Consider the following 13,993-nt stretch of genomic DNA (forward strand, 5'->3'; position numbering starts at 1 on the left):
AAAGAGCCACGGATCCCCCCCACTATAAGAACACGCGTGTTGGGAGTACTTATCTCGCAAATTACAAAATAAACGTCCGTAATAATAATCGTTTAGATCTATCTGTTGCATTTATGTGTGATTTATATTTAGATTACGATCTTATAAAATATAAATATAATTACCAGGATGCATTATGAAAACTTATTGGTTACCAATAGCTTTTTCTTTATTCGTTATAGGCTGCGCAACTCACCCCGAGACCCCAATAAAAGCAGATCCTAATTGGGTCAGTGAACAACTTGATAATGGACTTCGTTACCATATTTATCCAGACACAGAAAAAGAGGTCTCAGTAAGACTGATTATTCACGCTGGCTCATTTCAAGAGACACAAGACCAAAAGGGATATGCGCACTTCGTAGAACACATGGCGTTTAATGGAAGTGAACATTTTTCTCAAAATGACGTAATTTCTTTATTTGAAAATGCGGGACTCAGTTTCGGTGCTGATATTAATGCGTATACTTCTTATGAGGAAACCGTTTATAAGTTAGATCTTCCAAATAATAGTGAATTAAACAACGCACTTACTTGGATGCGAGATATTGGAGATGGTATTGAACTTTCTTCTAAAGAAGTAGAAAAAGAGAAAGACGTTATCCTTGGTGAATTTCGATATTCTCGGCTTGAAGAGAAAAACATATCGACACAATTTTATGAGCACATGACTAACAATTCATATGATGCTTATGATCCTCTTGGTGATAAAGAATCGGTTGTGTCAGCGTCTTCAGAAACATTAAGCGAGTTTTATAAGAAATGGTATCAACCACAATTAGTTGAAATCATTATCTCGGGAGACGTTACTTTAGCGCAAGCGACTAAACTCGTTAAAAAACACTTCACTTCTTGGGAAAAAGGCACCACTACGGTAACAACAATGGAAAAGGAGGTATTAAATACATCTGATTTTATTGGTTATATTGCGGGTGGCGAAGCACCAAGCATCAATATGATTATTGATCGTGGAAACGCGAATGTTCAAAGCAGAGAAAAACAACATCAGCTTTGGTTAGATTACATTACTCAAAAATTAATTGAACAAAGAATGAATGCTGCATTTTTAGATGCAGCAATGCCAGCTCAGTGGATTTATTCGACAGAATATTTTGTTTCAGACCGTCGCTATTCAATTTCTTCAGTATCATTCCCCGCACGTTACAGAGAGCAAAGTGAAACGCAATTTTTAGAGGTGTTGGCTTCTTTACGTGACTATGGTGCAACGGCCAATGAGCTAGAAGACATCGTAAAATATTATCAATATGAATTAGATAATATTGGTAAAAACCAAGATGATTTAAACGCGGTTGATCATGCTGAAAACAAATCAATGAATATCGTTAACCAGCAACCAAGTCAGTCTATTTTAGATTATAAAGAAAGCTTGGAAGCTTTTATCTCTATGGTAGATCTTACGGTTGTTAATCAACATATGGATGATTTGCTATCAAGCACTTACCAATTTGGTATTGGTTTAGATGCGAGTGAAAGTATTGATGCGACTAAACTAAGAATTCCTGAATTAAGATCTCTGTATAACAAGCAGGGTAATAAGCCTTTACTTAATAATGTTACCTCTGCTTTCCCAGTTCCTGCTATTTCTGGAAGTCTTCTTTCAGAAGAATTAATATCGAGCGAAAGAAACTTAACAAGCTGGACGTTAGATAATGGCATTAATGTACTGTATTTAAGAGATGTGAACTCAGGGGATGACATCAGTATCTCGTTAGCAAGCAAAGGGGGAATGGCAGCATTGACTTCAAACTTAATCCCGGCTGCAAACATTGCGATTCCTGTTGTTAGTCGCAGTGGATTAGGCGACCTTACTGGGTCTCAATTAGATGCCCATCTAAGACGTAATGATATTGAGCTTTATCCATATATTAACTTTACTCATCATGGCATTGAAGTCTTCACCAATAGAGAAGGGGTTGCAGAAAGTTTTGCTATCTTATCAACGTTGATGTCTGAGATAAAAGTCGATGCTGACCAGCTTAAAGCAGTAAAACAGGAGTTTAATCAAAACCGCAGTGCATACCTAGAAACGCCATTAGGTAAATTTACTCAAGCGATTAACCACAATACGTATGTAGTAACGAGTAGCCATCGATTACTGGAAGGCACTGGAGTGGCTGACGTAACTGATGATCAAATAAAACAAATACATCAATTATTATTCCAACAGAATAGAAATTATCAGTTAGTGATTGTTGCTGATCTTAAACCAACAGAGTTAAAACCATTACTTCGCCAATATGTGGCTAGTATTCAATTCGCTAATTCTGAACCAGTTAACTATGCCGCAGGCTACAAAGAATCATTTGAGCCTAGCTTTACAATGGCAGTTAATACCGAAAACAACAGTCACTATATCGCTCATTTTATTGCGAATAAGGCTGATGAGAAGCTATCTGCAAAAACCTTGTTTATGAACGATATGATGCAACGCATTGTATCTAAACGTTTGATGTCTTATGTGCGTGAAGAGCTGAGCTTAGATTATGCACCTTATGCAGAAATCATAAATTTTGATGGTGAGTTACGAAGTAATTGGATTGTTGGTGCTCAAGTTGCCCCAAAAAATGCGGAGCTTATTGAATCAGCGATAGATAAAGTGATTGCTGATTTATTAAATGGAGTGTCCGAAGAGGAAACCCGTTCTGCTGCAAAACAGTTAGTGGTTGATTTGTCCCCGATGAAAAATAACTCATCACAACAAGCCTGGCTATTTACGAGGTACACAATACATGGCTATGGAATTGATGCGTTATTGAATATTCAAAAGACAGCTGATTCTATACATTCGCAGGAGATGACGGCGTTAATCCAGAGTACATTTGGAGACGATGTTCGTAAGTCTACATACTTAGCAACACCAACAAAGCGATAAATTTCATTTTTTTATGTAAATAAAGTGTGATCTAGATCTTGTTTTTTGGAAGGTAAGCAGTACAATTCGTTGCTTAATTAATCGCTAAGGTTTTATAACAATGAATTACGATTTAGGTTCTGTCTATCTTGGTCAAGTTGCTGCAAAAAATATGCTGAACGAAGAAATGTATGGCAAACAGCAATCAAGAAAGAAAAAATCAAACGTAACTAAAAAACTTTGGAAAGGATTCGAAAGTGTAAATACTAAAATGGTTAATGCGGTGAGTGGTTACACTCCTGTACTTACTTGGTAAGTTATTTACAAGAGTTACTAAAAAGGCGCTTAAATAATTAAGCGCCTTTTTATTTGCCATTTATTAATGATAGGAGTAGCATTTCTTCTGTTGATTGGTATGCGTACCGTTCATCAGGTGATGGATTTCCACCTTTAACCGCTCTAATTTAGAGATAATGATTCCTACTGTAGCGTATCCTTATCAGATAACTCTGATAGTTTTTGGATAGATCCGTCTATAGTAGAGCTGTTTGTTATTTCTCTTCTCTTCTAAGATAGTCTATCCTTTTGATTAACCATATATTAAAAGATAGAAATTCATGGCACATCCTCTTAATCGAAATTTTCAAAATATTTTCCAAGTATTCCGTTGGTCTTTACTTATACTTCCGGTTGCTTTGCTCGTTGGTTCATTTAATGCCTTCTTTTTATGGTTGCTCAGCGAGGCAACTCAGACTCGAATCAATAACCCTTGGTTAATTTACCTTTTGCCTCTTGCAGGGTTAGTGATTGTTTATAGCTACCGTAACTGGGGTAAGAACTCAGCCGGTGGTAATAATTTGATTATGGATGAGATAAATCAGGCTGGTGAGGGGGTTCCAGTTCGAATGGGGCCTTTAGTTCTGATCACAACCGTTATTACTCATCTATTTGGTGGTTCTGCTGGTCGAGAAGGGACCGCTGTTCAGATTGGTGGTGCAACAACGGATTGGTTATCAAGAGTATTTAAGTTATCTGAAGATGACCGACGAATGATGCTGACTGCTGGTGTTGCTGCGGGTTTTGCTTCTATCTTTGGTACCCCATTTACTGGCGCTATCTTTGCGCTTGAAGTGTTATTTATTGGTCGAATTAAATTCAATGCAATCATTCCTGCTTTGTTAGCGGCAATTTTAGCGAATGTCGTCGCCTCTGCATGGGGTGCTCATCATACTCATTACTTAATTAGTTTTGATCAAGTCAGTACCTTGTTTGGTCATGTGGTTGATATTGATCTGGTATTGATGGCTAAGGTAATTGTTGCTGCGATTGCGTTTGGTTTTGTGGGTTATTTGTTTGGCGAATTAACCCATGGTTTTAAAGACCTATTTAATGCCACGTTAAAAAATCCATATCTCATCGTGGTTGTTGGCGGTTTAATGGTGATTGGTATCACTCAACTTATTGGTAACTACGATTATATTGGTATAGGGGTATACCCAAGTCGGGATGGCGGTGTGAGTATTACCTCCGCATTTAGTGCTGGCGGAGCAGAATGGTATAGCTGGATTTTGAAGTTATTGCTTACCGCGATAACGTTAGCTGCTGGTTATAAAGGGGGAGAAGTAACACCACTGTTTTTTGTTGGTGCAACCTTCGGTAACTTCTTAGCTTGGGTGATGGGAGCGCCAGTTGATCTGTTTGCAGCTTTAGGATTTTTAGCCGTATTTGCAGCAGCAACCAACACTCCGCTAGCGTGTACAATCATGGGGGTTGAGTTGTTTGGCGCGGATTACTTACCTTACTTTGCGTTAGCGTGTTATACCGCTTATTACTTCAGTGGTCATACTGGGATTTATTCATCTCAACGTGTAGCGGTATCTAAAACATTAGAGCATGGTCGTGATCATGATGGCTCTAATAAAATTGGGTCATATCGAGAATATAATTCATCGACGTTAAAGCACATGGCTAAAAAATTGATGAAAGGTGATAAGTAGTTTCACGTGGAACATTGCTATTACGGTAGATTGGAATCTAATTTACCGTTGTCTGTGAGTTAGAGTTGGACATGCTTTAACTCGCAAACTCCACCAACCAGCGTGAAACAATGCCTTTCTTCGTTTCAATTTCAATTTACTTTCTTTATACTCCGATAACGTTCAGTTTTTCACCAAGAAATTCTGAAAGAAACTTGTCGGAGTGCTTAGTACTTTTTTAAAGTACGAGCTGAGACCGCATTGCGGGATCCGTAGAACCTGATCAGGCTAATACCTGCGAAGGGAACAAGAGATAATCTACATCTTAGTTATGAAAAATAGCTGAATTATTTGATAGGTAATAGAATCATTATAATTTTATTATTATTGAAAGTAACATCGGCGTGAGTGATAAAAGCTTACAGATACATTTTATTTCATACTGAGAACCTCTTGCTACAACTCAAATCCGACAAGCAATTATTCTATTTTTACCAAGGAATTTTGCTATGTCGTCAAGTCGTAAACAAGCACGTTTAGATGCTAAAACTAATATCGAATCGTTATCGGTTCAACCATACCCCAACTCAAGCAAAGTCTATATTCAAGGTTCACGCTCTGATATTCGCGTGCCTATGCGTGAAATTTCTCTGGCTGATAGCTTAGTCGGTGGCAGTAAAGAAAATCCAATTCTTGAACCAAATGAACCTATCCAGGTGTATGACACGTCTGGGGTCTATACCGATCCAAATTACGACATTGATGTTTATCAAGGCTTGCCAAAATTGCGTGAGCGTTGGGTAGAGGAACGAGCTGATACAGAAATGCTAGGTGGGGTTAGTTCGGTTTACTCCCAAGAACGATTGGCTGATGACACATTAGATGAGCTTCGTTATGGCAATCTACCAACCATTCGTCGAGCGAAAAAAGGACAATGTGTTACCCAACTTTATTATGCTCGCCAAGGTATTATTACCCCAGAAATGGAATACATCGCGATCCGTGAAAACATGGGACGTCAAAAATTTGCAGATGAACAACTAAATCATCAGCATGCTGGCCACAGTTTTGGTGCCAACCTTCCAAAAGAAATTACCCCTGAATTTGTACGTAACGAAGTCGCCGAAGGGCGAGCGATTATTCCTGCCAATATCAATCATCCAGAAGCAGAACCAATGATCATTGGTCGTAATTTTTTAATTAAAGTTAATGCCAACATTGGTAATTCATCGGTCAGTTCGTCGATTGAAGAAGAAGTCGAGAAGTTGGTTTGGTCTACGCGTTGGGGCGGCGATACCGTAATGGACTTATCTACTGGTCGAAATATCCATGAAACTCGTGAATGGATTTTACGCAATAGCCCAGTACCCATTGGCACTGTTCCTATGTACCAAGCACTTGAAAAAGTAAATGGCGTGGCTGAGAACCTAAACTGGGAAGTGATGCGAGATACCTTAATTGAGCAAGCGGAGCAGGGTGTAGATTACTTTACGATTCATGCTGGATTATTACTTCGTTATGTACCAATGACGGCGAAAAGAGTCACCGGAATTGTCTCTCGCGGCGGTTCTATCATTGCAAAATGGTGTTTAGCGCATCATCAAGAAAGTTTCTTATATACGCATTTTCGTGAGATTTGTGAGATTTGTGCAAAGTACGATGTTTCTCTTTCTTTAGGGGATGGCTTACGTCCGGGTTCAATTGCGGATGCCAATGATGAAGCACAGTTTGCTGAATTGAGAACGCTCGGTGAGTTAACTAAGGTTGCTTGGGGATACGATGTTCAAGTGATTATTGAGGGGCCGGGTCATGTGCCAATGCACATGATCAAAGAGAACATGGACGAGCAACTCAAGCATTGTCATGAAGCACCGTTCTATACATTAGGCCCGTTAACGACTGATATTGCTCCTGGCTATGATCATATAACGTCGGGAATTGGTGCGGCCATGATTGGATGGTACGGCTGTGCAATGCTTTGTTATGTCACACCAAAAGAGCACTTAGGCCTACCGAATAAAGAAGACGTTAAGATTGGTTTGATCACCTATAAATTAGCCGCTCATGCAGGTGATTTAGCCAAAGGTCACCCGGGTGCTCAAATTCGAGATAACGCCTTATCAAAAGCCCGTTTTGAATTTCGTTGGGAAGACCAGTTTAATCTGTCACTTGATCCGATTACGGCTCGTGAATTTCATGATGAAACGCTGCCTCAAGAGTCGGGCAAGGTAGCTCACTTTTGTTCAATGTGCGGACCTAAATTCTGCTCAATGAAAATTTCACAAGAGGTTCGTGAGTATGCCAAAGATATTGATCAAGTTGCATTAGACCAAGCGATAAACATTAAGATGATTGACGATCCACTTGAAGGGATGCGTCAAAAATCAGCAGAGTTTAAGGCGTCCGGTTCTGAGCTTTATCATCCAGCTTTTGGTGCGGAAACACTGGAAAGTTAATTCTCTTTTTACCCATAAAATTACTATCAGTGTTTCACGTGAAACACTGATATGGAGTTCAAACGATGTATTTTTTCCCAGCAATAGATAGAGAAAAGTTTGGCCTTTACCCTGTGGTAGATGATGTGGCATGGATAGAAACCTTACTTAAACTTAATGTTCAAACCATTCAATTACGAATTAAAAACCCAGAACACCCTGATTTAGAAAACCAGATCATCAAAGCGATTAGACTCGGCCGTGAATATGATGCCCAAGTCTTTATTAATGACTATTGGCAACTAGCAATAAAGCATGGCGCGTTTGGTATTCATCTTGGACAAGAAGACATTGAAGTGGCCGATTTACTTGCCATCTCTGATGCCGGTATTTGTTTAGGGCTATCTACTCACGATGACAGTGAGTTAATGACCGTTAAAGCACTGAACCCAAGTTACTTAGCTCTTGGTCATATTTTCCCTACGCCGACCAAAGACATGCCATCAGAACCTCAAGGTTTAGTTAACTTAGCGAACAACAGAAAATTAGCGGGTGATATACCAACCGTTGCTATCGGTGGTATTGATTTAACGGTTGCTGAGCAAGTGTGGCAAACAGGCGTTGATAGCATTGCGGTCGTTCGAGCTATCACTCAAGCCGATAATATTGAAAAAGCCGTCAATCAGTTTTCTGCGATTTTAGCCCAACCAAGAACATCCGATTACCTTCTTAAAACGCAAAATGCACTTGAGGTGATGGATGAGTAATTTATTGATGGAAGGATTAAATGATCAAGATTTCCTTCGTTATAGCCGACAAATCATGTTGCCTGATATTGGTGAGCGAGGACAATTGTCTCTTCGAAATAGCACCGTGCTAATGGTTGGTTGCGGAGGGTTGGGATCATCTGTTGGAATGTATTTGGCTGCTGCTGGCGTGGGAACGTTGATTATTGCCGATGGCGATGACGTTGAACTTAGTAACTTACAGAGGCAAGTGGTTTATCGTGAGCAGAGTATAAAACAGAATAAAGCGTTAGCGATGGCTCAAGAACTGCAATCGATAAACAAGACGATCACGATTGAGGTGATAACGAAGCACCTAACAGAACCTGCGCTTTCACGATTCATTACTCAGGTCGATGTTGTTCTGGATTGCACTGATAACTTAACAACACGTCACAATATTAATGCCGCCTGTGTTCAACATCAGGTGCCTTTAATTTCTGGCGCAGCGATTGGTTGGCAAGGACAATTGATGTTGTTTTCAAATAAGGGTGATGAGTTAGGCAACACATCGTCGTCTTGTTATCACTGTCTGTTCCCTTTTATTGAAAGCCAACAAACGAAAAACTGTCAATCTTTCGGAATTATTGGGCCAGTGGTTGGCATGATAGGCAATCTACAAGCCTTAGAGACAATTAAGTATTTAACGAAACCTGAGTGGATGGCATGGAGTTCACTGCATCAATTTAATGGTAAGTCATTATCTTGGTCGACGATGGGTATTCCCAAAGATCATTGTTGTCCTGTCTGTCAGTCACCAAGTGATTTTAACGATGTTTCACGTGAAACATGTAATAAAGAGAGAGAATCGGTCAGTGAATAATTTAATTAGTGTGGAATTAAATGGGGTTGTGCATCGGGTTGAAAAGAAAATGACGTTATTCATGTTTCTATCTCATCAACAAATAGAAACTCAAGGGTGTGCGTTAGCTATTGACCAACAAATCGTTCCTCGAAGTGAATGGCAACAACGTGGTTTATCTGACGGTGAATCTATTTCCTTATTCCAAGCCATTGCAGGAGGCTGATATGACACAACCATTGATTATCGCAAATACACCATTTTCTTCTCGGTTGTTTACTGGAACAGGAAAATTCCCCAATTCGTTAATAATGCAGCAGGCATTAATTGAGTCGGGTTCTGAGCTCGCAACGATGGCATTAAAACGAGTGGACGTGAGCAATCCTGAGGATGACATTTTAAAGCCAATTATTACAGCGGGCATAAATTTACTGCCTAATACATCTGGAGCTAAAAATGCCCGAGAAGCGATTTTTGCGGCTCAGTTAGCCAGAGAGGCATTGCAAACTAATTGGTTGAAATTGGAAATCCACCCAGATCCAAAATACCTAATGCCCGATCCGATTGAGACATTAAAAGCGGCGGAAGAATTAGTTCGCCAAGGATTTATTGTATTGCCTTATTGCCACGCTGATCCGGTGTTATGCAAACGACTTGAAGAAGTCGGTTGTGCGGCAGTGATGCCGTTGGGTGCGCCTATTGGGTCAAACAAAGGCATTGTGAGTCGTGATTTTTTAGAGATTATTATCGATCAAGCAAAAGTGCCCGTTGTGGTTGATGCTGGAATTGGCGCACCATCGCATGCGGCCTTTGCGATGGAGTTGGGTGCTGATGCGGTATTGGTGAACACCGCGATTGCTGCAGCAAGAAATCCAGTGGCGATGGCTACGGCATTTAAGTTGGCGGTTCAGTCTGGACGATTAGCGTATGAAAATGGGTTGGCGTCTGTGAGTTCTCAAGCGGTGGCATCGAGCCCATTAACGGCATTTTTGGATTAACTCCCGAGGCTAAGGAAAGACGATGACGTTTACTGATGAATGGAAAAAACTGAATTGGGATGAGGTCAAACTCTCCATCTACAGTAAAACAGCGCAAGACGTAGAAAGAGCGTTGAACAAACCAAAGCGTAATTTAGACGATTTTAAAGCGTTAATCTCACCAGCCGCAGAAGGGTATTTAGAGCAAATGGCTCAAGAATCCGCGCGGCTGACTCGCCAGCGATTTGGCCATACCATGGGGTTTTATATTCCTCTTTATCTTTCGAACCTATGTGCAAACGCGTGTACTTATTGTGGGTTCTCGATGGAGAATCGAATTAAACGAAAGACCTTGAATCAAGATGAAATTGCTAACGAGATTGATGCGATTAAAGCGATGAATTTTGACAGTGTACTTTTGGTGACTGGAGAGCATGAAACCAAAGTTGGGATGAATTATTTCCGTGATACGGTTCCTCAAATTAAGCGGTCATTTAATTATTTGGCCATGGAAGTTCAACCATTAGATCAACACGAATATGCAGAACTAAAAACATTGGGTTTAGATGCCGTGATGGTGTACCAAGAAACTTACCATCCATCGACGTATGCGGAACATCATTTGCGAGGTAACAAAACGGACTTTAACTACCGCTTAGAAACGCCGGACAGATTAGCCAAAGCAGGGATTGATAAAATAGGCATTGGAGCCTTGATTGGTTTAGAAGAGTGGCGCACCGATTGTTTTTATGTGGCTGCGCATTTAGATTACTTGGAGCGTACGTACTGGCAAACAAGGTACTCGATTTCCTTTCCACGTTTGCGTCCATGTGAAGGCGCTTTGCAACCCAAATCAATCATGAGTGATAAACAGCTTGTGCAGTTAATCTGTGCATACCGTTTATTAAATTCGGAAGTTGAATTGTCACTGTCTACTCGTGAGTCTGAATACTTTAGAGATAATGTATTATCGCTTGGAATTACTTCTGTTTCTGCAGCATCAAAAACTCAACCTGGAGGTTATGCAAATAACGAAGAGGCATTAGAGCAATTTGCTATTAGTGATGAGCGCTCAGCGTCTGCGGTTGCACAAGCGGTTAAGGCGAGGGGTTTTGAACCGGTATGGAAAGATTGGGAGCGAAGTTATTCGGGATAGTTAGCTCTCATGACAATTGAGTGTTTCACGTGAAACCTATTTAAAAAATGAATACAAAAATGCCACGTTAATTCGTGGCATTTTAATTTTTAATAATTAGTTTACGTTGATTAACTTTCGTAGCTTAATTCAGCCGTTGCTTTTCTTAGCCATTCTTTCACTTTGCCATCAACTAATGGGCCGACGTCATTCCATACTTTTTGATGGTAATTGTTTAACCAAGCAAGTTCTGGACGGTTTAGCATATCGATATTGATTAAGCGTTTATCAATAGGGCAACGAGTTAACGATTCAAAGCCAAGCACTGAAAAATCACCTTTAGTTTCAATCTCAACAACCAACTCTAAGTTTTCAATACGAATACCAAACTCGTCTGCACGGTAGTAACCTGGTTCGTTTGATAACACCATACCAGGAAGCAAAGCTGTATTATTGACGACTTTAGCAATGCGTTGTGGGCCTTCGTGAACACTTAAGAAGTGACCAACACCATGACCAGTACCATGATCATAATCATAGCCTTGAGCCCATAAATGTTGACGAGCAAGAATATCTAATTGATGACCACATGTACCTTTAGGGAAGCGAGCAGAAGCTAAACCAATGTGACCTTTTAAAACTAAAGTAAACTGCTGTTTAATATCATCACTTGGAGTGCCAACCGCAAGAGTTCGAGTGATGTCTGTTGTCCCATCTGGATACTGACCGCCTGAATCAACAAGGTATAAGCTGTTCATTTGTAGCTTGCCTGGTTCAGGTTGGTTTTCATGATTATAGTGGCACATTGCGGCGTTGCCTGCAGCCGCTGAGATAGTATCAAAACTTAAATCAGCTAATGTTTCATCTTCTTCACGGAAGCCTTGAAGTTTATCAGCAAGCACCGCTTCGTCATGTAAATTACCCGCTTCGATTTCTGCATCAAACCACGTTAAAAATTTCACCATTGCTGCGCCATCACGAACGTGACACGCTTTCATGCCTGCTTTTTCAGTGTCATTTTTAGCGGCTTTTGGCAATAAACATGGGTCAGATGCCTCTATGATAGTGGCACCAGCAGCTGAAAGTACAAGTGACATCCATGCATTTGAGGTTGCAGAATCTACTAATACTTTTTTACCTGTAAGTGATTCTAGAATTGATTGTAGTTCTTCAGGTTTATGTACTCTAACACCTTGACCAACATGTTGACTAAAGTCAGAAGGTAGGCGAGCTGGATCTAAGAAAAAATCGACGGTTTCATCGGCATGAATAATGGCGTGAGATAATAGCACTGGCAAACGAGATACGTCTAAACCACGAACGTTCAGTAACCAACAAATAGAATCTAATTGCGTCAATAGTGCGGCATCCGCATTTTTCTTTGCAACTTCTTCTGCTATCTCATTGCGCTTATCGGCGCTTGATTGACCAACTAGATCAATAGGCATTAAACGAACATCTGACACTTTTACTTCTGGACGTTCTGCCCAACAAAGGTCAATAGGGTTCGTTGTGATCGTTTCTAAGGAAACAAAACCATCAACCGTTATCGTGGCATTTTTTAACCATTGTGCAGTATGCATTCTAGGGTCTACAGCGACTTTTGAATGAGTAGCAAGTGTTTCCTTAATCCATTCTAATAATGGTTCTTCATGTAAGTGACGGTACTCAAACACATCCGCAGGCACTTGTTTACGAACTTGAACGGTATAGCGACCATCAACAAAAATCGCAGCTTTATCTTTGGTTATCACCGCTGCACCAGCAGAGCCTGTAAATCCTGTTGCCCATAATAAACGTTCATTATGTTCAGGAATGTACTCGCCTAAAAACTCATCTTCATGTGGAATGATAAGTGCGTCAAAATCTTGTTTAACAAGCCATGAGCGAAGTTGCTCAATGCGTTGAGAAGTCTGTGGGTGCATCTGAGTATCCTTATTGGTGTTCTGTCCGTATATGGCGAGGCAGAAAGCGGGATTATTATTCGAGTTATAACCTAGCGCTTTTATAGCGCATCTGCAATTGTTGATGCTGATAAATCTTTACAGCGATTAATAATGGTATTACGCAGCCAGCAATTTGCAGCATCATTCTCTTTTTGTTGATGCCAGAAAAGTGTATAGGCCATTTGAGGTAATTCGGTAGGTAAAGGCAATACGACTAAATTAAGTTGTTTTGCAATCAGCTTAATAAAGTGGCTAGGGGCCGTAAATATTAAGTCTGTATGGGTACATAAACTTGCTGCACTATTAAAATCAGGGACAATAATACCAATGCTTCGCTCAAGTCCTCGGTCTGCCAATTTGTAATCGAGTAGCCATTGGTCTTTACCATCACAGCGAACTTGAACGTGGCGCTGCTGAAGATAAGTATCTAACGTCCATTCTTGTGTTAATACGGGATGGTTTGGTCTAACTAAGCACATTTGACTGTCTCGATAAATCTCTTTTCCTCGTATATCCGCTGGCATTTGCATGGTGATATTGGCGTATTTTGGATCTAAATCTTTCCCTGTAATTCCAATGTCCATCTCTCCTGATTGCAATTTCTTCAAGGTGGTCATATCCCAAGGATGAGTGTCTAACATGACATTAGGCGCTTTATTTAAAATGTAAGACATGAAGTGTGGCAGTAACAACGGATAGGTGCTTTCTACTAACCCTAATCGAAATCGATAATGGCTGTGCCGAGGTTCAAAACTCGATGCTTCTGTGATGGTCTCTAAATGACTTAATAAGGTATGCAGTTGTGCTTGTAGATTGCGCGCTTTTGCTGTGGGTTGAAGGCCATAAGCAGTACGAGTAAAAAGGGGGTCATTAAATTGATCTCGTAATTTAGCTAAGTTTTTACTGACCGCGGATTGACTCAAACATAAGCGTTGAGATGCGCGTGTTACGCTTTTTTCCTCTAATAATAAATGCAGAGTTAAAAGGAGGTTGAGATCAATCTTAGCTAACTTTTCGAAGAACATA

General features: G+C 40.3%; 10 protein-coding genes, 1 pseudogene and 2 riboswitches. Of the genes and pseudogenes, 9 read left to right on the forward strand and 2 right to left on the reverse strand.

Features of this window, described 5'->3' with window-relative positions; all coding sequences use genetic code 11:
- The first annotated feature begins 175 nt into the window (after positions 1-175).
- The 9 genes and pseudogenes from A6E03_RS00880 to thiH all read left to right on the forward strand — a co-directional run bounded on the left by A6E03_RS00880 (position 176) and on the right by thiH (position 11,042).
- Positions 176-2,932: a pitrilysin family protein gene (locus A6E03_RS00880; RefSeq protein ID WP_065599985.1), complete on the forward strand. Its 2,757-nt coding sequence runs from the start codon at positions 176-178 to the stop codon at positions 2,930-2,932.
- Between the two features lie 100 nt (positions 2,933-3,032).
- Positions 3,033-3,227, forward strand: coding sequence for a hypothetical protein (locus A6E03_RS00885; protein ID WP_065594525.1), 195 nt, complete (start codon positions 3,033-3,035; stop codon positions 3,225-3,227).
- A 107-nt stretch (positions 3,228-3,334) separates the two neighbouring features.
- A riboswitch (Fluoride riboswitch) is annotated at positions 3,335-3,401 on the forward strand.
- 127 nt (positions 3,402-3,528) lie between these two features.
- Positions 3,529-4,908, forward strand: coding sequence for a voltage-gated chloride channel family protein (locus tag A6E03_RS00890; RefSeq protein WP_065594524.1), 1,380 nt, complete (start codon positions 3,529-3,531; stop codon positions 4,906-4,908).
- A 188-nt stretch (positions 4,909-5,096) separates the two neighbouring features.
- Positions 5,097-5,210: riboswitch (TPP riboswitch) on the forward strand.
- Between the two features lie 186 nt (positions 5,211-5,396).
- Positions 5,397-7,343 (forward strand): phosphomethylpyrimidine synthase ThiC, encoded by a 1,947-nt coding sequence (thiC, locus tag A6E03_RS00895; protein ID WP_065599986.1) that lies wholly within the window; start codon positions 5,397-5,399, stop codon positions 7,341-7,343.
- 74 nt (positions 7,344-7,417) lie between these two features.
- Positions 7,418-8,089 (forward strand): annotated as a pseudogene (gene thiE, locus A6E03_RS00900) (thiamine phosphate synthase); the annotation flags it as partial.
- On the forward strand, positions 8,082-8,930 hold the full coding sequence (locus A6E03_RS00905) for a HesA/MoeB/ThiF family protein (protein WP_065599987.1): 849 nt from the start codon (positions 8,082-8,084) through the stop codon (positions 8,928-8,930). The pseudogene thiE and the gene A6E03_RS00905, both read left to right, overlap by 8 nt.
- Positions 8,923-9,135 (forward strand): sulfur carrier protein ThiS, encoded by a 213-nt coding sequence (gene thiS / locus A6E03_RS00910; protein WP_083190263.1) that lies wholly within the window; start codon positions 8,923-8,925, stop codon positions 9,133-9,135. Before A6E03_RS00905 ends, thiS begins: the two co-directional genes overlap by 8 nt.
- A gap of 1 nt (position 9,136) precedes the next feature.
- Positions 9,137-9,907: a thiazole synthase gene (locus A6E03_RS00915; RefSeq protein WP_017022927.1), complete on the forward strand. Its 771-nt coding sequence runs from the start codon at positions 9,137-9,139 to the stop codon at positions 9,905-9,907.
- A 22-nt stretch (positions 9,908-9,929) separates the two neighbouring features.
- Positions 9,930-11,042 carry a 2-iminoacetate synthase ThiH gene (thiH, locus tag A6E03_RS00920; protein WP_065599988.1) on the forward strand — a complete coding sequence of 371 codons (1,113 nt, stop codon included), beginning with the start codon at positions 9,930-9,932 and terminating at the stop codon, positions 11,040-11,042.
- A gap of 110 nt (positions 11,043-11,152) precedes the next feature.
- Here thiH and A6E03_RS00925 read toward each other — a convergent pair whose 3' ends face one another.
- Positions 11,153-12,946 (reverse strand): aminopeptidase P family protein, encoded by a 1,794-nt coding sequence (locus A6E03_RS00925; RefSeq protein WP_065599989.1) that lies wholly within the window; start codon positions 12,944-12,946, stop codon positions 11,153-11,155.
- Between the two features lie 80 nt (positions 12,947-13,026).
- A complete protein-coding gene (locus A6E03_RS00930; RefSeq protein WP_065594516.1) occupies positions 13,027-13,992 on the reverse strand; it encodes a LysR family transcriptional regulator in 966 nt (321 codons plus the stop codon).
- Position 13,993 lies beyond the last annotated feature (1 nt).

The organism is Aliivibrio sp. 1S128 (assembly GCF_001691065.1).
Classification (GTDB): Bacteria; Pseudomonadota; Gammaproteobacteria; order Enterobacterales; family Vibrionaceae; genus Aliivibrio.